The sequence below is a fragment of the Undibacterium sp. Di24W genome (assembly GCF_049340325.1).
Taxonomy (GTDB): Bacteria; Pseudomonadota; Gammaproteobacteria; order Burkholderiales; family Burkholderiaceae_D; genus Undibacterium.
The window spans coordinates 1-21,518 of record NZ_JBMPOP010000004.1 but is presented as its reverse complement, the minus strand read 5'-3'; the positions used below and the strand labels follow the sequence as shown (position 1 = coordinate 21,518).

Sequence of the window (21,518 nt, the reverse complement as noted above, 5' to 3'; positions counted from 1 at the left end):
GTTACACTCTCCACAAAATCTGTGCGGCATAGCCAGCACAAGCGATCAGCCACACGATAGTGCCGACCTGTAAAATCAAACGCAACACAACGGAATGTGTCACATAGTCCATCCAAATATCACGCACACCAACCCAAGCGTGATACAACAACGCGACGATAACCGTGAAGGTCAACAACTTGAACCACTGCGCTGAAAATACACCTACCCATGACTCATAGGTAAAACGCGTACCCGTCAAAAACAGAACCAAAATCACAACGGTATAGATAGCCATCAAAATTGCGGTAGCGCGTTGCGCCAACCAATCACGCATACCGTAGCCTGCGCCGACTACCAATCGTTTTGGGCCAATATTATTGTTCGCCATTTAAAACACTCCAAATAATTTCAACGCAATCAAGCCGGTCAAACTCAAGCTAATCGACAGAACAGCAACCGCCGAACGGCGGCCAGAATCCTTATCGAGACCGTAGTGAAAGTCCATGAGTAAATGGCGAATGCCCGCAGTGAAATGGTGCAAATATGCCCATACCAATGCCAACAAAACCAATTTTACAAAAATCGAAGATGCAAAAATGTGCAACATCGCGAACGACACTTCCGATTGCAAACTCTGCTCCAATAAATAGAGAACAAACGGCAATAATCCAAACATCAATATTCCACTGGCACGATGCAAAATCGATACAAAACCAGCGAGTGGCAATCGATAACCGAGTGCATCGGTTAAGCGCATCACACCAAAACGCTTTTTATTTTTAACTACTTCAGACATAAATAAACTCCCCAAAATGACTCAGCACTACAACGTTATAATTTTCGCCTATTTTGATGCATTGCACCAACTGATTTGACGGTTTTCTGAGAATTATTCTTCAATTTGATCAAGAATTAAGCAAATAATCTGGTTCAATCCGCCCAAAGCATGCGGTTCAACTCAATTCATTCCTGTAATGATGCGCATTCGTTAAGTACAAACCACGTCGCAACTCGACTGCCCTATCACCATATGTGAACGAAATTCGTTCAACACTCAGCAATGGCATACCCACTACAACTTGCAATAAACCCGCTGCCTCCTCGGTTGCACATACGGCACGAATTTCTTCCTGAGCACGAATCATATGGGTGCCAAATTCCGATTCAAATAGCGCGTACATAGGCCCTTTATATTCATTCAAGCGCTCTATCGTTAAGCCTTTAAAAATAGAACCCGGCAACCATAACTCTTCTAAAATCGTTGGCACACCAGCGAAAGATTGTACACGCTTTAAAAAAACGACAGATTCGCCCGCCTTCATTTCCAACAAGCGAGCCACCTCTGCGGGGGCACGCAGACGCTTGACTTCGATAATTCTATTTTCTGGATAAGCGCGTTCGCCACTATCAGGGACAAGCCGCAAGAAGCGAAATTGCGAGCGAGCCTCGTGATGAGTTGCGACGAATGTCCCCTTTCCCTGCCTGCGCACCACTAAATTTTCAGCGGACAGCTCATCAATTGCTTTGCGCACCGTTCCTTGGCTGACCTTAAAACGCCCGGCTAGCTCGATTTCACTCGGAATTAATTCACCCGGCTTCCATTCGCCAGATTGTAGACTCTGTGTAATCAAACCTTTAATCTGTTGATACAAAGGGCTAAAGGTCGGTGCTGCAGAAGAATACGAATCCGCATCGGAAGATGACACATTTTTCGACTCATTAGACTGCATAATTGGTGACACCATAGGATTCATAGTTCGCAATTTCACCACAAAAGCAGTCACAAAGTCTAGAGAAAAGTAAAAAACTTATCATGTCTTATATAAGACATAAGATATCCATTGACACAAACCAAGGTGCGCAATAAACTTCCACGCATTAACATGATGTAGCGCAATCTCGATGACGATAATTGACATTTTTTTGGCGAAACAAACAGGACAATAAGAAATTCAATCGCCTACGGGTGCCATTCAGCGTTATCATTTCAGCCGCTCATTTCAATACATTCGATTTTGACGTTATAGACAATCCAAAAGACGTTTCAATCTAATTCTTGATTTAAAGCATTACAATATTATTTTTACACCACTGCGGAGAAATACCATGTCTAAATCCCCTATGCGCGTTGCTGTTACTGGCGCAGCTGGCCAAATCGGCTATTCCCTCTTGTTTAGAATCGCTAACGGCGACATGCTGGGCAAAGACCAACCAGTGATTTTGCAATTATTAGAAATCCCTGATGAAAAAGCACAAAAAGCGCTGAAAGGCGTCATGATGGAGATCGACGATTGCGCGTTCCCATTGTTGGCTGGTATGTCTGCACATAGCGACCCAATGACTGCATTCAAAGACATTGACGTCGCCTTATTGGTTGGTGCACGCCCACGTGGCCCAGGCATGGAACGTAAAGATTTGCTTGAAGCCAACGCACAAATTTTCACCGTTCAAGGTAAAGCATTAGATGCAGTTGCTTCACGCAATGTCAAAGTATTGGTCGTTGGTAATCCAGCTAACACCAATGCTTACATCGCAATGAAATCAGCACCAAGCCTGCCATCTAAAAACTTTACTGCTATGTTGCGCTTGGATCACAACCGTGCCTTGTCCCAAGTGGCGGCAAAAACAGGTAAAGCAGTTGCAGATATTGAAAAATTATGTGTTTGGGGTAACCACTCTCCGACTATGTACGCTGATTATCGTTTCGCGACAGTGGCAGGCGCTTCTGTCAAAGACATGATCAATGATCAAGAATGGAATAAAGACGTATTCTTGCCAACAGTCGGTAAACGCGGCGCGGCGATCATCGAAGCACGCGGCTTGTCTTCAGCAGCTTCAGCAGCAAACGCGGCGATTGACCACGTACGTGACTGGGTACTCGGCACCAACGGTAAATGGACAACCATGGGTATTCCATCTGATGGTTCCTATGGCATTCCAGAAGGTACGATGTTTGGCTTCCCAGTAACAACAGAGAACGGTGAATACACGATTGTTCAAGGTTTGGAAATCGATGAATTCTCACGTGAGCGCATTAATGTCACTCTCAAAGAATTACAAGAAGAGCGTGATGGCGTCAAACACTTGGTCGGCTAATTGACCTAAGACTGGGCTTGCCTGCAAGGGCAAGCCCAGTCGTTTACGCTTTCACTAAAATTTAAGTGTTAAGTTTTACGATCAGATTTACTACACGATTTTTCAATGACATCAGCGCCGATGCATCCATCTCAGGCATTATTCCAAGACCAGGCAGCGCCAATTTTCTTACCAGTATGCGATCACTACGCTGGCTCAGAAAAATTGATGCTCAAGTCTATGAGCCTGCAAAATGAACTCGGACCAGTGTTTGATATTACCTTCGATTGCGAAGATGGCGCGGCAGTCGGGAGTGAATTGGCGCATATACAAATGTTGACGCAGATTATTGCGTCTGACAGCAATCAATTCAATCGCATTGGGGTGCGCGTTCATCATCCCGATCACCCAGCTTTTCAGCAGGATCTACAACAACTCCTAAGCTCTAGCGAAGCCTGTAAAAAATTGGCTTACATCGTTCTTCCAAAAGTGAATACGGTGAATGAAGTCAACATCGCCATTAGCATCATTAACCAATTATCCCAAATCCACAATCGCCAAGGCATTCCAATACATCTCTTAGTTGAGACCCAAAGTGCGCTAACGAATGCGCAGTCGTTGGCGGCAATTCCTCAAGTTGAATGTCTGTCTTTTGGAATTATGGATTTCGTGTCTTCCCATTGGGGCGCCATTCCAGCGAGTGCAATGCGTGCTCCAGCGCAATTTTCACACCCAATGGTCATGCGCGCAAAATTGGAAATTGCAGCTGCTTGCCATTTGCACGGTAAAGTTCCTTCGCACAATGTGACTACTGATTTCAAAGATCCCTCTGTAACGCTCAGCGATGCAACAAGAGCCAGTCAGGAATTCGCTTACACCAGAATGTGGAGCATACATCCAAGTCAAATTAAGCCAATTATTAAGGCTATGGCGCCACGTAGTGCGGAAATTAATGAGGCAGTTGCAATTTTAAGTACCGCACAAGAAAATCAATGGGGTCCAATAGAAATGCATGGTCGCTTGCATGACAGAGCGAGCTATCGCTATTACTGGACAGTCTTGAAGAAAGCAAGTATGAGTGGCGTCAACTTGCCCGAAGGTGCACAATACTTGATCTAAGCAGTAAGCTTGCTACCACATTAATCGTATTTTTGAATTACTAAAGGGATATCATGAAATCATCACCACTACTGCAGCAAACATTGGCAACATTACTTATGGCCATATGCGCAACCGCCTTATCGATATCCGCTACCGCAGCCGATAGCCAGACCCCAAATACGGTCAAAAAAACTAACAAAATAAAATCTACAAAAATCGCCAAAGCAGATAGCAAAAATGCTGCGACTGACGTGACGGAGCCCGAACCAAGTATTGCGTCGAGCGCCGACACGGAATACAAATGTGAACTAGGTAACTCTTTGGTGATGTATGCCCATCCTGAAGATAATCAAAGCTTGGCGATGCGCTGGAGAAACCGCCTATACAAATTAACCCGCGTAGAAACGTCTACTGGGGCACATCGTTTTGAAAATCAAAAAGTCGGCTTGGTATGGATAGACATTCCAGCCAAAGGCATGCTGCTTGATTCACATCGCGGTCATCAATTAGCAAATGAATGCAAGAGCACTAAAGTCGCTAGCTTAGGTGTCACAGAAACGCAGGTTAAATAGAAGCATCAACATTTTTTCATTAATCAAGTTATTAGTTTCAAGTTTCAAGTTTCAAGTTTTAAATCTGTATCATCTCACTTCATTGTTCATCATCGAATATAAGGAACAGCCATGAGCCAAGCTAACTATCAAGATGCGTTTAAGACGCTGAAAGATTTCAAAATCACTGACACCAAGAAAGGTAAGTTCTTTTCTTTGCCAGCACTGGAAAAAAATCTGGGCGTGAAAGTATCTCGTCTGCCGATTTCTATCCGTATCGTGTTGGAATCCGTTTTGCGTAACTGCGACGGCAAAAAAGTGACTGAGGAACATGTCAAACAATTGGCAAACTGGGGTGCTACTGCGGCCCGCACAGACGAAATTCCATTCGTCGTTTCTCGCGTGGTGTTACAGGATTTTACAGGTGTTCCTTTGTTGGCTGACTTGGCTGCGATGCGCAACGTCGCCGCAAAACAAGGCAAAAATCCAAAGAATATCGAGCCATTAGTTCCGGTTGATTTGGTCGTCGATCACTCCGTGCAAATCGATCATTTCCGCGAAAAGAAAGCGCTTGATCTGAACATGAAATTGGAATTCCAACGCAATAACGAGCGTTATCAGTTCATGAAATGGGGCATGCAAGCCTTTGATACGTTCGGCGTGGTACCTCCAGGTTTTGGTATCGTGCATCAAGTCAATCTTGAGTACCTGGCACGCGGCGTACACAAAGCATCAGATGCAAAGAAAAACGATGTCTACTATCCGGATACTTTGGTCGGCACAGATTCCCACACAACCATGATTAACGGTATCGGCGTAGTTGGCTGGGGCGTGGGTGGTATCGAAGCGGAAGCTGGCATGCTCGGTCAACCAGTTTACTTCTTGACGCCAGACGTTGTCGGTGTCAATTTGACGGGCGCATTGCGCGAAGGTTGTACTGCAACGGATCTGGTTTTGACGATCACAGAAATGCTACGTAAAGCCAAAGTTGTAGGCAAGTTTGTAGAATTCTTCGGCGAAGGTACGCGCACTTTATCCCTGACTGACCGTGCAACGATCGCTAACATGGCGCCAGAATACGGCGCAACGATGGGCTTCTTCCCTGTTGATGAAGCGACCATCGATTACTTCAAAGGCACAGGCCGAACTAAAGCAGAAATCGACGCATTTGAAGGCTATTTCAAAGCACAAAAAATGTTCGGTATTCCGAAAAAAGGCGATATCGATTACACGACAGAATTGGCATTAGATTTGTCAACGGTTGCTCCGTCTTTGGCTGGTCCAAAACGTCCTCAAGATCGTATTGAAATCGGCAACGTCAAGTCTACTTTCGCTGATTTGTTCAGCAAACCAACTTCCGAAAGTGGCTTCAACAAAAAAGCTGAAGATCTGACTGCGGTTTACACCAATACAGATGGCGTCAAAGTAAAAAATGGCGACATCTTGATCGCTGCGATTACTTCTTGCACTAACACATCCAACCCTAGCGTTTTGTTGGCCGCAGGTTTGTTGGCAAAGAAAGCGGTTGAAGCTGGCTTAAAAGTCTCTCCACACATCAAAACTTCTTTAGCGCCAGGTTCCCGTGTTGTGACTAAGTACCTGGAAGCAGCTGGACTGTTGCCATATTTGGAAAAACTCGGTTTTGGCGTAACAGCCTACGGTTGTACAACCTGTATCGGGAATGCCGGTGATTTGACACCTGCAATGAACGAAGCCATCGTCGCAAACGACATCGTTGCCGCCGCCATTTTGTCTGGCAACCGCAACTTTGAAGCACGTATTCATCCGAATATTCGCTCGAACTTCTTAGCTTCTCCTCCGTTGGTAGTTGCTTATGCTATCGCTGGCAACATGACTAAAGATTTGATGACAGAACCTGTTGGTCGCGTCAAAGGCAAAGACATCTTCTTGGGCGATATCTGGCCAACCAGTGCAGAAATCAACAAGTTGATGAAATTCGCGATGAATTCCAAAACATTCAAAGAGAACTACGCAGACGTTAAGGGCGCACCAGGCAAGTTGTGGGAAGACATCAAAGGCGTAGCGGAAGGTCAAGTTTACGACTGGCCAAGCTCCACTTACATCGCAGAACCACCGTTCTTCGCTGACTTTACGATGGAACCAAAAGCAGCAGCAACAGGCATCACTGGTGCACGTGCTCTGGGCGTATTCGGTGACTCCATCACAACCGATCACATCTCCCCTGCTGGCTCGATTAAGGAATCTAGCCCTGCTGGTAAATGGTTGAAAGAAAACGGTGTATTAAAAGCCGATTTCAACTCTTACGGTTCACGCCGCGGTAACCACGAAATCATGATGCGCGGCACATTTGCTAACGTTCGTATCAAAAACTTGATGATCCCAGCGAAGGAAGATGGTTCTCGAGTTGAAGGCGGCGAAACATTGTTCCAACCAACTGGCGAGCCAATGGCAATCTACGATGCGGCAATGAAATATGTTGCTGAAGGTACGCCAACCATGATTTTCGGCGGAGAAGAATACGGCACAGGCTCTTCCCGTGACTGGGCTGCAAAAGGCACGCAGTTATTGGGCGTAAAAGCCGTTATTGCTAAGTCTTTTGAACGTATCCATCGCTCTAACTTAGTTGGCATGGGCGTATTACCATTGCAATTCATTGGCACCGACGGTGTTGATTCTCTGGGCATCACAGGCAATGAATCATTCGACTTGAAAGGTATCGAGAACGACATCAAACCACAACAAGAAGTGACTTTGGTGATCAATCGTGCTGATGGTAGTTCACAAGACGTTAAGGTTCTGTTGCGCATTGATACACCGATCGAAGTTGACTACTACAAACACGGCGGTATTTTGCCATTCGTATTGCGTCAATTGTTGGCTGCGTAATTAGTAATGTATTACTAAAAAAAGGGATGAAGCTTTTGGGTTTCGTCCCTTTTTTGTTTATCCGCATGTAACAAAGAATGATCAAAATAAAAAATTCTAAGATGGGTAAAACCTGCTAAGACAGGAGATTGATATTCCACAAGAGTATGATGAAATACGATGGTAATATTTACGTCGATAAGCTATTGAATTTATTTTCTATGGGTTTCGCACTGGTGTCATGGGGTTGCAAAATTCGTTTGGTTTCTTCTCTTTTTACTAGATTAAGCTACTCCGCTGGAACATGTCACAATCGAAACTAGCCTCTAACTTCATCGTTCTAGACTCCAAACAAACAACAACTGAAGTTCCAGTAACGCCGGGCATTTACCAAGAGTTGGATGCAAACTTTGGACAATTCGAGGGATGCTTGCTGATCTCTGAGTACACATTTTCTTCTGATTGGACGTCATGGGAAATGCACCCAAACGGGGATGAGACTCTTTACCTAATTTCAGGAGAAGCGACGCTGCTGTTGTACTCAGAAAGCGAAGAAAGCCGGATTGAGTTTAATTCGCCAGGTAGTTTTGTTATTATTCCTAAAGGTGTCTGGCACAAAGCCTTGATCAAAACCTGCTGTTCGATTTTATTTATTACGCCTGGAGAAGGCACGATAAACTGCACAAATCCGCGACCTAGACAAAATTGAGTCGCTATTTTTTCAACCGCGATTTCACCAGAGATTTGGTATTTAATTTTTTTCGTTCTTTTAACTTAGCAAAAAAGGAGTCTGTATGTGGAAAGCACTAGTAGGTTTTTTAGTTTTTGCAGCAATCGCTTTATTCTTTATTTTCAAAGCTGGTGACAAGATGGATATGCAGGGCGAAGCAGGCGCACATGCTGGCGCAGCTTCAGAGCATGTATCTGCACCCGCAGCATCTGCCGCGGCAAGCACGCCTGCACCTGTGGTTGACGCTGCTGCATCCACCGCATCCATGCCTGCAACGCCAGCAGTCGAAGCAAGCCCAGCCGCAGCTTCTGCATCTACAAGTAAATAAGTAGTCAACTGCGTAAAACAAAAGCCAGACCTCGCTAATGAAGTCTGGCTTTTGTCTATTCAGCACTACTAAACTTCAAATCTTATTCGTTTTTTCGGTCTATGTGCTTGCAAAACTCAGCAAATCATCTCCAGCCAAACGATATTTAACCCACTCCGCCTGTGCCTTTGCTCCAACAGCATCATAAAAATCAATAGCAGGTTGATTCCAATCCAATACGCTCCATTCGAAACGACCACAGCCCTCTTCCACCGCGATTTGCGCCAGATGACGCAGTAAGAACTTACCAGCGCCTAGGCCGCGATGTTTTAGCGATACGTAAAGATCTTCTAAATAGAGGCCTTTTTTACCCTGCCAAGTTGAGTAATTGTAGAAATAAACTGCAAAGCCGATCGCCTCGCCATTCAGTTCACAAATCAGCGCTTTAGCTGGTGAGTCAGCTGAGAAAATACTGCTTTCAATTTCTGCGATGCTAGCCTTAACTTCGTGCTCGGCTTTTTCATACACAGCAAGTTCAACAATAAATCCATGAATAATGGCGGCATCCGCGGGGACAGCTTTACGAATAATAAGTGACAAAGTAAACCTCGAAAAAATTCTAAAATTTAAAGTGAATTCAAAGATTGTTCAATATCGGCAATCAAGTCTTCTACATCTTCTAAACCGATATTGAAACGCACAAGTATACCTTTATCGTTCCAACTTTGACGCATACCTTCTATACGATACGGGACGCACAAACTATGGGAACCACCCCAGCTAAAACCAATTTTAAAGAGTTTCAATTGATTCACGAATTGGTCAGTTTGTGCTTCGGTATATTTTTCATCAAACAGCACGGAAAATAAGCCGCCCGCGCCTTTGAAATCACGCCTCCAAATATCGTGACCCGGGCAATCATCCCACGCAGGATGAAGTACTTTGGCGATTTCTGGACGGGGCTTTAACCACGCTGCCACCTTGCGCGCGGCTATGTCATGAGCTTCAAAACGCAGCTTCATGCTTTGCAAACCACGCAGCACTAAGTACACATCATCCATACCGACACCAAAACCTAAACGCATGTGTGCCATCAGAAGGCGATTATTTAATTCTGCATCTTTGGTAATCACAGCGCCCATCAACACATCTGAGCCACCACTTTGATATTTCGTCAGAGCTTGCATGGAAACATCGACACCGTGCTCGAAGGGCTTAAATGCGAGGCCTGCAGACCACGTATTGTCCAACGCGACCAATACCCCTTTGCTATGGGCTGCCGCACAGATGGCAGGTACATCGGCGACTTCCATCGATACGGAACCGGGTGCTTCTGTCCAAATTAATTTCGTGTTGGGCAAGATTAAATCAGCGATACCAGCGCCAATCATGGGGTCATAAAAACGAACACTGATGCCAAAACTTCGTTTAAGCCACGCCCCCTGCTCCTTGTTTGGCCCATAGGCATTATCGGGCACCAAAACATCATCGCCCGTTTCGAGAAAGGCCATATTCACCAAAGTGATGGCAGCCAGTCCACTCGGCGCGAGCACACAATGATCACCACCTTCAATTTGGGCGATCTGGCCTTCTAATTGAAAGCTGGTTGGTGTGCCATGCAAGCCATAGGTATAAGTCGCCTTATTAAGCCAACTACGCGCGCGCATCGCATCGACATCGCTAAACAAAACCGTCGAGGCATGATGAATTGCAGTCGGAAAAGCAGAAAATCCATCGGGCGCTTGATAAGCAGGATGAACAATCGCGGTACTTGAACCCGGTTGTTTGTCAGTCATAAAAATATCGTAGCTAAAAGTCAAAACAGATAAAAAATAGGGGCGAAAATTCGCCCCTCTCGATTACACAATATAAAACTTAAATTGCCTCGCCCCACAAATCGTGGGCATCGGCAGCGGTGATTTTCACTTCAACAAATTCGCCAACTTTCAACTTGCGATGCGGTTCGAATGGCGGCTTGACGTAAACAACGCCATCAATCTCTGGCGCATCAGCGGAGCTCCGACCAACACCACCACTGCGGTCCAAACTATCAATCAAAACACGCATCGTCTTACCAACTTTCGCTTGTAGACGTTTCTTTGAAATCGTCTCTTGCAATTCCATCACGCGACGACGACGATCTTCACGTACGTCATCAGGCAATTGGTTAGCAAGTTCGTTGGCGGTTGCACCATCAACCGGAGAGTAAGCAAAGCAACCCAAACGATCAATTTCAGCTTCCTTCAAGAAGTCTAAAAGGTATTCAAATTCTTCTTCCGTCTCACCAGGGAAACCAGCGATGAAGGTAGAACGTATCGTAATCTCAGGGCACATTTCGCGCCAAGCTTTAATGCGTTCAATATTCTTCTCACCACTCGCTGGACGCTTCATGCGCTTCAACACATCAGGATGCGCATGTTGCAAAGGTACGTCGAGGTAAGGCAGAACGTGCCCATTATTCATAAATGGAATGATTTGATCGACATGTGGGTAAGGATAAACATAGTGGAGACGTACCCAGGCGTCGTAACGCTTCGCGAGTTCACCAAGCGCTTCGACTAGTTGCGTCATGTGCGTCTTGACTGGCTTACCATCCCAGAAACCAGTACGGAATTTTACATCGACACCATAAGCGCTGGTATCTTGGGAAATCACCAGCAACTCTTTCACGCCAGCTTTGAATAAATTCTCCGCTTCGACCATCACTTCACCAATCGGACGAGACACTAAATCACCACGCATCGATGGGATAATGCAGAAGCTGCAACGGTGGTTGCAACCTTCAGAAATTTTCAAGTAGGCAAAATGCTTTGGTGTGAGTTTAACGCCTTGTGCTGGCACCAAGTCAATGAAAGGTTCATGCGGCTTGGGCAAATGCAAATGCACCGCACTCATCACTTCGGTCAATGCATGTGGACCTGTTACTGCCAAGACTTTTGGGTGTATGCTCTTGATCAGATCATTACCGTCAGCATCCTTTTTTGCACCCAAACAGCCAGTGACGATAACTTTGCCATTCTCATTAAGGGCTTCTGCAATCGCATCTAAGGATTCTTGGACTGCTGCGTCAATAAAACCACAGGTATTCACTACCACCAAATCAGCTCCATCATAGGATTTGGCCGTTTCGTAACCTTCTGCACGCAATTGCGTGAGGATCTGTTCTGAGTCGACCAGTGCTTTTGGGCAGCCGAGAGAGACAAAACCAACTTTTGGCGCCACTGAGGTAGATACGGGAATAAGAGTTTCGTTAGACATAATAAAAAAGGATACAAAGGAGGGTAGGAACAGGTCATTACTGACCCATTCCCCCCTAAGAACCGTGCTTGCGACTTTCATCGCACACGGCTCAAGCCTACTATAAAAGTTCCCTAGAAAGGAAACGCTATATTACAAAGCAACCCATAAGGGAGCCGGCTTTACTACTTTCAAACTCTTGCTATGCACTTGGGCATGACAGTTTGGGTGCAATAATACGCGATTTCCTAGTGCATCAGAACCTCCATGCACACGATATTCTATGTGATGGTCATGCCAGCCTGTCGCTTTGGTCATCTTGCATTTGCACACAGCACAAAGTCCCCCCTGATCAATGTACATACGAATAAATTGCTTTTTGTGACGCATATTTTCCAACATGCGTTCCTGTTGCAACTGCTCGCCATACATCTCCCATTCGGGATCAAAAGGGTTATACGCCCCTTTAATTTTCTTATGCCGCTTAATTACTGTACCTGACAACTGGTACAGTTCTATCAAGTCTTTACTGCCTTCATCGCTTACTACAGGAACCGCAAACACCCAATTTCGTTCGCCTATGGTATGGAAATATTTCTTCCTAATCCATCCAGTATTCTTCTTCGGATGTCTCCGTTTAGACCACTGCCATAATGCGTCAAAAATTAAATGCTCCATTCGGCTATACGTCATTTTGGCTACTACAGGACTGTGATATTGCGCCCAGCCTCGTAATATCGGATTCAACAAATAAATTAAGTCCATTTGTTTTATCGTCTTATGTTTGTTGATGATTTCCTTTACCTTGCGATAAAACGTTTGCACGTTTTTCTTACTTGGTTTGATGAGTAGTTTCTCCTGATATTTACGGAAATTCCACCCCAGAAAATCAAAGCCTTGATCCATGTGAACAATGCGCGTCTTTTCCTCAGATAGTTGTAGTCCCCGAACTGCAAGAAAATTTTCTACCCAAGGCTTGATCTCATTTTCCAGTATCTCTTTCGAGCTACCTGTAATAACAAAATCATCCGCATATCGAACTACATTTACTTTCAGCCTGAGAGCTTTCGTCGCACCAAACTTCATACCTAAGTATTCAGTCAAGCCAGACTCAAGTCCATTCAACGTTACATTCGCCAATGTTGGAGAGATAATTCCTCCTTGCGGCGTACCAGCTTCTGTCTCCTGAAACTGACTTTGATAAATCAAGCCAGACTTTAACCATTTATGAAGAACCGACTTATCCATAGGAACATTGTCGCTTAACCATTCATGGTTAATGTTATCAAAACAGCCTGCTATATCTGCTTCCAATATCCATTGTGCCGAAGCCTTACTGGACAAAGAAACAAACAATTGGGACATCGCATCTGCAGTCGAACGATTACTTCTAAACCCATAAGAATTCGGGTCGCTCGTCGATTCAGATACAGGTTCCAATGCTAACAAGAATAAAGCCTGCATAGCCCGATCTCGCATAGTGGGTATCCCTAAAGGGCGTTTTTTCCCATTCGCTTTCGGTATATAGATTCTTCGCAAAGGCAAAGGTCTATATCCACGCTGCTGCATCCTGCTAACTGCTAACCATTTCTTTTCAGGTGACTCCCACAGCTCACCATCTACACCTGCCGTACGTTTACCTTGATTTTCAGTAACACGCTTCACCGCCAATAACTTTGCGGATAACGTGCGGGTCAACATCCGTTGCAGGGCTTTCACCTTGCGCCATTTGCCTTCCCGTGTTGCCTTCGCAATTCGTATCTGCATCCCTTTCACGTTCCGTTCAACTTGTCGCCAACTTACAGCGTGCCAGTCTTGCGGTACATGAGAAAGCGCAGACACATCCGTATGGATATGCACTTTCATGCTGCTTTCCTCCTTGTAAATTGAAATTAGAACTTCAATTTCCCAAGTGAAAACTCATAACGCTCCTTGTGGGAGCGTCCATAGCTCCCACAAGTAAAAATATCCGTTCGGTAAGTACCATATCTTGATACTTACCCTTCATCTCATCCAAGATAAAGGGTTGGTCAGCCGTCTTGCGACGATAGACCAGATAGAAGTCTGCCCGCTTTCGCGTGGAATGATGTTTCAATTCCTATCTGAACCATTACAGCCCAGCATTCGCTTTCTCTATCCTCCCATGCCCACACCGCCTACAGTGTTCCTTACGGTTCACCTGCCCGACTACAACAACTTGGGCGACGATTTGGGTTTTCCACGTTCCCTACTTATCACACGACTGGGTTAGGGTCTGTCTTTTCTCCGATGGTCTGATGACGACGTATTTCGAAATTGCAACGAAATATCCGACCATACACCTTTTGGTTAATGCCTAACAGCAGTTTTGGCATTTCAATAGTCACGAAGTTTATCGACAATTCACATATGTTACCCTTACCAATCAGCCTAGCCTCTCAACCCCATCACTGCTAGGAGTCTCCATACTTTATCTCACGATAGAAGCGCGCCCATCACTGGGGAGATACATTGTCAGGAGAGCTTCACACGCTGCCGTTACCAGCAACGCATGTCTCCTTAGGCTACTGTTAGTCGTATAACAGGTTCACTATTCACCAAACCTTACGGCATGATGAATCGAACAATGACAAATAGAGCTTTTTTGTCCCTTTACAACTGTACTCAACATCGATAAATTGATGCTTCCCTTCTTTGACAATATCCAATCAAATGACTTCAAGTACAAACATAAACCACTTACCTTCTATATCACCCACAGAATTAAAAACTCTGTGCGCGACTCCGGGTACACTTAAAGTCATCGTCGAAGAGATCGACGGTTATTTCTTGCCTATCATTCATTACCTACAACCGAATGGTCATACAAAGTTACTCGGCTTTATTGTGGACAATGAAAATATTTTGGCAACCGTGGAGTTAGCTGATATTGTTACCGCTTTGGAGGAAATACTAGGTGTTGAGCAATGCATATTGACACCTGAAATACCAAATGGCACAACCATGCATTGATACCCCCTCCTCTACTTAATCCCGAGTTCAACATGGGATAAAACAGCAGACGCCCTCAAAGAACAAATGAGGACAATTTTATTTAAAAGAGTTATTTCTCTTTACACGGGGACAAGTGTCGTGTCGCACGCAATTCGCTATTGTACCCTTTCTACGCGTCTAACTACAGCCTAAACCAGTTTAAATCTGCTGCAAGCGATTGAATTTATTACTTTTTCTTATCATCTGGCACAAATGGGAAGCCAAAAATATTCTTTGACTGATTCTGCATTTGCTCTTGCATTTGTACAAACAGATTTTTACTCTGATCGATGTAATTTCCCATCATGCCCTGCATCATCGGTCCTTGCACATTCATAAACTGGGTCCACATTTCAGGACTAAACGGCTTACCTTCTACGCCACCACTCGCACCTTCGGTGAGTTTATTTTGTATATCAATGAATGCCTGAATATTTTTTTCGAGATACGAGCCCATCATGCCTTGCATCGCATGTCCGTAATAACGAATAATTTGTGCCAAAGCGACACTGGAAAACATCGGTGCACCACCCGCTTCTGCTTCCAAGATGATCTGCAACAAAATACTACGCGTCAAATCTTCACCCGTTTTGGCGTCAATCACCGCAAAATCATCATTTTCCATAACAAATTGCTTAACATCGACCAAAGTAATGTAGCTACTGGTTTGGGTGTCATATAAGCGACGATTTGGGTATTTCTTAATCAAATGCTTGCTTATTTTTTTTGTGCTATTCATTGCATTCTCGTGGATAAACTGCATTAAAGAATAAAGCTAAGGTGCTTACGATATCGTTCAAATACGTAAGCACCTTAAACGAATTTTTGCATTAAATGCAATGCTGCGATACAGCATTATACTTAGTACTAAATTCTTGGGAATAGTTCATTCGTGCCACAACGAATGATTAACCCATATGCAAACCACCGTTGATTGAGAAATCAGAACCTGTCGCATAACCACCTTCATCTGACGCAATCCACGCCACGATAGAAGCGATTTCTTCTGGCTCCGCCAAGCGTTTGACCGGAATACCAGCAACGATCTTCTCCAATACATCAGGACGAATCGCGCGCACCATGTCAGTACCAACGTAGCCAGGAGAAACGGTATTGACCGTCACTCCTTTGGTCGCAACTTCTTGCGCCAACGCCATACTAAAACCATGGATACCCGCTTTTGCAGTGGAATAGTTAGTTTGGCCGAACTGACCTTTTTGTCCATTGACTGAAGAAATATTAATAATACGTCCCCAGCCACGATCAACCATACTCTCAATCACTTGTTTCGTCACATTGAACAAGGAGTTCAAATTGGTATCAATGACCGCATCCCAATCCGCTTTACTCATTTTACGGAATTGACCATCGCGAGTAATACCTGCATTATTGACCAAAACATCGACTTCACCAATTTCGGCACGCACTTTTTCAAATGCAGCGCGGGTCGATTCCCAATCAGAGACATTACCTTCTGATGCATGGACATCCAAGCCTTCAGCACGCATATCAGCTAGCCATTTATCCTTACGAGGCGAATTTGGACCGCAACCCGCGACCACAGTGTAACCATCTCTACACAAACGTTTGCAAATTGGAGTCCCAATACCACCCATACCGCCAGTTACATATGCAATTCGCTTTGACATACTTAATCTCCAGAGTTTTTGAATGAATTTACTGCTAAGTTTGTTTCTACAAAAAATTTAAGCCTGAGCTTGAACCGTCTTCGCCTTTATGACTATATCGTCAACCAAGTTCAATCAGCACGTACTTTGACATAGCGCCCAGGCGCAGGCTCTATCTCAATATAAACCACATTACCTGATTTCAGGGGAGCTTTCACCATCTTTCCACCATGTTCTGTTAAAAATTGAGCCCACTCCGGCCACCAGCTACCAGGCATCTCTTGTGCGCCATCCAACCATTGCTGTGGATCTGTACCAATTTTTTCGTTGATCCAATAATTACGTTTATTCTTTGAAGCTGGATTGATGACGCCGGCAATATGACCTGAAGCACCCAAGACGAAGCGGTTTCTAGTTTTTTTCTTCGGATTGAGTATGGCTGTCGAAGCGAACGCCGCCTGCCATGGAACGATGTGATCTTCCCTAGATCCGTAAATGAAAACCGGCGCATCAATTTTTGCCAAATCGACGGAATTTCCCGCAACTTTCAATTTATTCGGCACTTTGAGACTATTTTCAAGGTAGGTATTGCGCAGATACCAGCAAAACATAGGTCCTGGTAAATTGGTACTATCGGAGTTCCAATACAACAAATCGAACGCTGGCGGCTTCTGGCCTTTCAAATAATTTGACTGTACATAATTCCACACCAAATCATTCGGCCTCAAGCTGGAAAAGGTACTGGCTAAATCACGTCCTGGCATTAAGCCACCATGCCCTAAAGTCTGTTCACGCATGCTCACTTGCAACTCATCGACAAACACATCAAGCACACCCGTATCACTGAAATCTAATAAGGTAGTCAATAAAGTCAAACTACTTGCAGGATGTATTTCTCGATCCGCCAACACGGCCAATGCGGTGGAAAGTATTGTTCCTCCAACGCAGAATCCAAACGTATTAATTTTGTCTTGTTTGCTGATTTGTTGAACAACGTCAATCGCCTTGATAGCTCCTTGTTCTATGTAATCATCCCAAGTCACATCGCCCATAGACTCGTCTGGATTTGCCCATGACACCAGGAAAACCGTATTTCCTTGCTCAACGGCATAACGCACCAATGAATTTTCTGGTTGCAAGTCCAAAATGTAATATTTATTAATACAAGGGGGTACCATCAACAAAGGACGCTGGTGTACGGTCTTGGTTAAAGGGCTGAACTGAATCAACTGAAACAAGCGATTTTCAAAAACCACAGTTCCTTCAGAAGTTGCTACATTTTTGCCGACTTCAAACGCAGATTCATCGGTCAATGAAATGCGACCTTTTTGCATATCATCAAACATCTGAGTGATACCCTGCTTGAGACTTTCACCACCTGTCTCTATCAGTTTTGCCTGGGCTTCGGGATTGGTTGCCAAAAAATTTGCCGGTGACATTGCATCTATCATTTGCTGAACGGCAAATCGAATCTTTTGTCGCTTCTTTTCTGGAGCCTGAACCGAATCGGCAAGTAAACTTAAAAACCGCGCATTAAGTAGATACATCGCTGCGTTATAAGCATGGGTCGTTTGCTTATGCCAATCAGGCGAGGAAAACCGACGGTCATTGAACTCAGGCAGTTTTGCAGACAAAAAATCTTTCCATAAATTGCCTAGTTCTTCAAAATATTCAGCCTGTAAGCGCCTTAAGACCTGAGGATCAAGTTCTGCACCGAATTCTTTCAGCATCTGAGGAATCGACGAATCGCTTCCAAAGGGACTTTGCTTCATCCAATCCTGTAGGGGATTTTGCTTCATAACCTGTTGCATCCAATTGGCGTACATCGACTGAAGATTGTCACTCATTATGCATAATTCCTAGTTTTAGAGTATTGTCGCAATGTGCTGATCGTTGGCGCAGCGCTACTGCAAAAAATTAAACCACCTAATTCCCACAACGTCTATTTCTTTATGGCTTTTTTGTATCTTATCGCAATCGCATGGGTTTATGTCGTACTGATGATGTCACTGGCAGAATCTTCCATCATTGCCGGCATCATGACTTTCATTTTTTATTGCATCATACCGCTCGGTTTAGTGCTGTACATTCTGAGCTCACCAGCACGAAAACGTCAACGCAAACTTGACGAAGACGCGCAACGCAAGATACATTCATCTAATCCTTCCAAATCAGATTAGCCATGCGGCCGGTACGTTGATCACGACGATACGAATAGAACAAATCACTCTGTGTCACCGTGCAATAATTACCACCATACACTCGATCAACTCCCTGCTGTTTCAGAATTTCCCGGGCGACGCCATAAATATCCATATAGTATTTTTTGGCAGCGCCTGTTACAGTTAAATCTGTTTTCATAAATCGATCTAATTGCGGAATTTTCTCAAAAAATTCCCCATATACGTCTTGCCCAACTTCAAACGCAGCTGGACCTATCGCGGGTCCCAACCAAGCGGTAAGTTCTCCAGCACCCTGTCGACGTAAAGTCTGTATCGTATTTTCGACAACGTCAGCCGCCAAGCCGCGCCAACCAGCATGAATCGCAGCGACAAACTGACCGTCAAGTGACGAAAGTAAAATCGGTAAGCAATCCGCAGTCAATACCGCACAAACAACACGCTTGTGCTTTGCATAGGAAGCATCTGCTACGACATTTGCATTAGGCAGCGCATCAAGTTCGGATGCGTCAACTACAATATTGCCATGAATTTGTGATAAGAATATGACATCGGATGGCAATAGTGCATTCAGCAATGCCCTGTTCTGCGATACCAACGATATGTCGTCGCCGACATGGTCGCCGAGATTTAGGCCCGTGCCACCTAAACCATCATCATAAGGAGCATAGCTATGCCCACTCAGTCGAGTAGATGAAAACGCATGAACATTGGCAGGAAGATCGGGCCAATCTGGCTGAATCAGGCTTAACCCATTCTCACGAACGACAATAAAGCTCATTGAGCTGGCATGCCTGCTTGCTCCAACAAGCTCGTAAAGTCAGCTTCCAACGGAATACTCCACTCCATTGCCTCACCGCTATCAGGATGAATCAAGCCCAATCGTCTAGCTTGCAAAGCCTGACGTGGAAAGAAACGTGCCAAATGTTGTTTGCCATATAGCGTATCGCCAACCAAAGGGAAGCCCAAAGACAGCATGTGCACGCGAATTTGATGGGTCCGACCTGTCTCAAGGCGGCAGGCAACCAAGCTAACAGGAAAACGCTCCAACATCCCAGTTGCCAGTCGCTGGTAATGTGTAATTGCGGGTTTAGCCAAAATACTAAAAGACACCGACATCTTAAGTCGGTCGCGGCTATGTCGTGCCATCGCCGCATCGACAGTGCCAGTTGAAATCGGCGTACCCCACACCATCGCCGCATATTCACGCTTCACGGTGCGTGCTTGCAATTGACGCACTAATTCGGTCTGAGCCGTCAAAGTTTTAGCCACGACCATCAATCCAGAAGTGTCCTTATCTAAACGATGCACAATACCAGCACGCGGCACTTGCGCCAAGCTGGGACGGTGAAATAGCAAGGCGTTTAACAGCGTGCCGGACCAGTTCCCTGCACCAGGATGAACAACTAAACCTGCAGGCTTATTCAAAACTAAAATCGCGTCATCTTCGAAAATGATATTCAAAGGAATGTCCTCTGGTGTGAATGCACTTTCATCAGGAGAAGATTGCGGAATGATTTGTATCAGTTCACCACCCAGCATGGTGGTTTTAATTTTAGAAGGTTTCCCATCGACTTGGACGTGCCCATCTTCTATCCACTGTTGGATGCGGCTGCGAGAGTACTGTGGCACAAGCTTAGACAAAACCTTATCTAAACGATCACCACACACACTATCCGGTAGCTTGATTGAGATGATTTCTGCTTCTTGAGCCGGCTGTTCACTATCGTCTTGATCAATTTCTTCAAGATCAAGCTCAGTATCAGGTAAAATCGCCAGTTCTTTTGGTATAACATTAATTGCCATCGGCTATAATCCGTAAATTATTCTCATGCACATGCAAAGTTTATGCAAATCAAATATATAAAATTGTTCGGTCTTATCCTCACTTTATCTTTAGGCGGTTGCGGTATTTTTGGCGATAAAGTTGAAGAAAGTAAAAATTGGTCAGCTGAGAAATTATACGCTGAAGCGAAGGATGAATTAGCATCTGGTTCGTATGAACGCTCAGTTCAGTTATTTGAAAAACTCGAATCTCGTTTCCCTTTCGGCGCTTATGCACAACAAGCGCAGTTAGAAATTGCATATGCGTATTACAAACAAGGTGATCAGGCGCAGGCATTAGCCGCCGTAGATCGCTTTATTAAATTGCATCCCAATCATACCAATGTCGATTACATGTACTATCTGCGAGGTTTGATTAACTTCAATGAGGATATGGGTTTCTTAAGTTTTATCGCAAATCAAGATATTACTGAACGTGATCCTAAAGCGACCAGAGATTCATTTGATGCTTTTAAGGAATTAGTTACCCGCTTTCCGGAGAGTAAGTATACGCCCGATGCGATCGCTCGAATGAAGTATTTAGTCAATGCCTTGGCTCAGTACGATTTGCACGTTGCAAAATATTACTTACGTCGCAATGCATTCCTCGCAGCGGCAAACCGTGCTCAATCTGCAATTAAAGAATACCCGGATTCACCAGCAAGTGAAGAGGCTTTGGTTGTGTTGATCAAATCCTACGATGCTTTAGGAATGAACGAATTACGTGATGATGCCAAGCGGGTTTATCTTAAGAGTTTCCCGAATAGCAATCTTCTAGAAACAGGTGGCGTTAAGAAATCTTGGTGGAAATTCTGGAGTTGACATGTCATTGGCAACAATAAGCTAGCAAATTACCTATATTTACCTATCAAGTTTCAAAAAAAGGCCTCAGTTTCCGAGGCCTTTTTATTTGCGCATGACCCGTCCTGAAATAGATTGACAGTTTTCTTCGTGATTGAAAGGAACGTCAATGAAATCAACAGAACGCAGGAGCCAAAGAGATTACACCTTGGCCTTTAAATTATCAGTGGTTGATCAGGTAGA

General features: G+C 44.6%; 21 protein-coding genes. 9 read left to right on the top strand and 12 right to left on the bottom strand.

The features are described 5' to 3' along the window. Window position 1: 1 nt before the first annotated feature. From sdhD to ACO0KZ_RS09280, 3 genes are all read right to left on the bottom strand, one after another. Window positions 2-370: a succinate dehydrogenase, hydrophobic membrane anchor protein gene (sdhD, locus tag ACO0KZ_RS09290; protein ID WP_422994892.1), complete on the bottom strand. Its 369-nt coding sequence runs from the start codon at window positions 368-370 to the stop codon at window positions 2-4. Next, window positions 371-778 carry a succinate dehydrogenase, cytochrome b556 subunit gene (gene sdhC, locus ACO0KZ_RS09285; RefSeq protein WP_422994891.1) on the bottom strand — a complete coding sequence of 136 codons (408 nt, stop codon included), beginning with the start codon at window positions 776-778 and terminating at the stop codon, window positions 371-373. It abuts the gene before it with no gap. A gap of 157 nt (window positions 779-935) precedes the next feature. Further along, window positions 936-1,712, bottom strand: a complete 777-nt coding sequence (locus tag ACO0KZ_RS09280; RefSeq protein ID WP_422995289.1) for a GntR family transcriptional regulator — start codon at window positions 1,710-1,712, stop codon at window positions 936-938. A 376-nt stretch (window positions 1,713-2,088) separates the two neighbouring features. On the opposite strand from ACO0KZ_RS09280, the gene ACO0KZ_RS09275 reads away from it, so the two are divergent. From ACO0KZ_RS09275 to ACO0KZ_RS09250, 6 genes are all read left to right on the top strand, one after another. Further along, a complete protein-coding gene (locus ACO0KZ_RS09275; protein WP_422994890.1) occupies window positions 2,089-3,078 on the top strand; it encodes a malate dehydrogenase in 990 nt (329 codons plus the stop codon). Window positions 3,079-3,198: 120 nt separating this feature from the next. Beyond that, window positions 3,199-4,176, top strand: a complete 978-nt coding sequence (locus tag ACO0KZ_RS09270) for an HpcH/HpaI aldolase/citrate lyase family protein (RefSeq protein ID WP_422995288.1) — start codon at window positions 3,199-3,201, stop codon at window positions 4,174-4,176. A gap of 53 nt (window positions 4,177-4,229) precedes the next feature. Next, entirely contained in the window at window positions 4,230-4,730 is a 501-nt protein-coding gene (locus ACO0KZ_RS09265) for a hypothetical protein (RefSeq protein ID WP_422994889.1), read from the top strand. Window positions 4,731-4,841: 111 nt separating this feature from the next. Next, complete coding sequence (gene acnA, locus ACO0KZ_RS09260; protein WP_422994888.1) at window positions 4,842-7,577, top strand: aconitate hydratase AcnA; 2,736 nt, start codon at window positions 4,842-4,844, stop codon at window positions 7,575-7,577. 283 nt (window positions 7,578-7,860) lie between these two features. Beyond that, window positions 7,861-8,265, top strand: a complete 405-nt coding sequence (locus tag ACO0KZ_RS09255; RefSeq protein WP_422994887.1) for a cupin domain-containing protein — start codon at window positions 7,861-7,863, stop codon at window positions 8,263-8,265. 85 nt (window positions 8,266-8,350) lie between these two features. Then, window positions 8,351-8,614, top strand: a complete 264-nt coding sequence (locus ACO0KZ_RS09250; RefSeq protein WP_422994886.1) for a hypothetical protein — start codon at window positions 8,351-8,353, stop codon at window positions 8,612-8,614. A 99-nt stretch (window positions 8,615-8,713) separates the two neighbouring features. On the opposite strand, the gene ACO0KZ_RS09245 is transcribed toward ACO0KZ_RS09250, so the two are convergent. From ACO0KZ_RS09245 to ltrA, 4 genes are all read right to left on the bottom strand, one after another. After that, on the bottom strand, window positions 8,714-9,193 hold the full coding sequence (locus ACO0KZ_RS09245) for a GNAT family N-acetyltransferase (protein WP_422994885.1): 480 nt from the start codon (window positions 9,191-9,193) through the stop codon (window positions 8,714-8,716). Window positions 9,194-9,219: 26 nt separating this feature from the next. Next, the gene (locus ACO0KZ_RS09240; protein ID WP_422994884.1) at window positions 9,220-10,389 is read right to left on the bottom strand and encodes a cystathionine beta-lyase; all 1,170 of its coding nucleotides are present in this window, start codon (window positions 10,387-10,389) and stop codon (window positions 9,220-9,222) included. A 79-nt stretch (window positions 10,390-10,468) separates the two neighbouring features. After that, a complete protein-coding gene (rimO, locus tag ACO0KZ_RS09235; protein WP_422994883.1) occupies window positions 10,469-11,851 on the bottom strand; it encodes a 30S ribosomal protein S12 methylthiotransferase RimO in 1,383 nt (460 codons plus the stop codon). A gap of 132 nt (window positions 11,852-11,983) precedes the next feature. Further along, entirely contained in the window at window positions 11,984-13,696 is a 1,713-nt protein-coding gene (gene ltrA, locus ACO0KZ_RS09230) for a group II intron reverse transcriptase/maturase (protein ID WP_422994882.1), read from the bottom strand. Between the two features lie 825 nt (window positions 13,697-14,521). Between ltrA and ACO0KZ_RS09225 the strand changes: the two genes are divergently transcribed. Further along, a complete protein-coding gene (locus tag ACO0KZ_RS09225; protein ID WP_422994881.1) occupies window positions 14,522-14,821 on the top strand; it encodes a hypothetical protein in 300 nt (99 codons plus the stop codon). Between the two features lie 208 nt (window positions 14,822-15,029). Here the strand turns inward: ACO0KZ_RS09225 and phaR are convergent, their stop codons facing one another. The 3 genes from phaR to phaC form a co-directional block, all read right to left on the bottom strand. Further along, entirely contained in the window at window positions 15,030-15,581 is a 552-nt protein-coding gene (gene phaR, locus ACO0KZ_RS09220; protein ID WP_422994880.1) for a polyhydroxyalkanoate synthesis repressor PhaR, read from the bottom strand. Window positions 15,582-15,750: 169 nt separating this feature from the next. Then, the gene (locus tag ACO0KZ_RS09215) at window positions 15,751-16,491 is read right to left on the bottom strand and encodes a 3-ketoacyl-ACP reductase (protein ID WP_422994879.1); all 741 of its coding nucleotides are present in this window, start codon (window positions 16,489-16,491) and stop codon (window positions 15,751-15,753) included. A 110-nt stretch (window positions 16,492-16,601) separates the two neighbouring features. Beyond that, a complete protein-coding gene (gene phaC / locus ACO0KZ_RS09210) occupies window positions 16,602-18,317 on the bottom strand; it encodes a class I poly(R)-hydroxyalkanoic acid synthase (protein WP_422994878.1) in 1,716 nt (571 codons plus the stop codon). 114 nt (window positions 18,318-18,431) lie between these two features. Here phaC and ACO0KZ_RS09205 point away from each other — a divergent pair, with 114 nt between their 5' ends. Beyond that, window positions 18,432-18,650 carry a hypothetical protein gene (locus ACO0KZ_RS09205; RefSeq protein WP_422995287.1) on the top strand — a complete coding sequence of 73 codons (219 nt, stop codon included), beginning with the start codon at window positions 18,432-18,434 and terminating at the stop codon, window positions 18,648-18,650. Here ACO0KZ_RS09205 and pgeF read toward each other — a convergent pair. Both pgeF and ACO0KZ_RS09195 read right to left on the bottom strand, forming a co-directional pair. Then, window positions 18,628-19,431 carry a peptidoglycan editing factor PgeF gene (gene pgeF / locus ACO0KZ_RS09200; RefSeq protein ID WP_422994877.1) on the bottom strand — a complete coding sequence of 268 codons (804 nt, stop codon included), beginning with the start codon at window positions 19,429-19,431 and terminating at the stop codon, window positions 18,628-18,630. The two genes, ACO0KZ_RS09205 and pgeF, sit on opposite strands and share 23 nt — an antisense overlap. Further along, window positions 19,428-20,456, bottom strand: a complete 1,029-nt coding sequence (locus tag ACO0KZ_RS09195) for an RluA family pseudouridine synthase (protein WP_422994876.1) — start codon at window positions 20,454-20,456, stop codon at window positions 19,428-19,430. Before ACO0KZ_RS09195 ends, pgeF begins: the two co-directional genes overlap by 4 nt. Before the next feature lie 42 nt (window positions 20,457-20,498). Between ACO0KZ_RS09195 and ACO0KZ_RS09190 the strand changes: the two genes are divergently transcribed. Further along, complete coding sequence (locus ACO0KZ_RS09190; RefSeq protein ID WP_422994875.1) at window positions 20,499-21,296, top strand: outer membrane protein assembly factor BamD; 798 nt, start codon at window positions 20,499-20,501, stop codon at window positions 21,294-21,296. Window positions 21,297-21,518 lie beyond the last annotated feature (222 nt).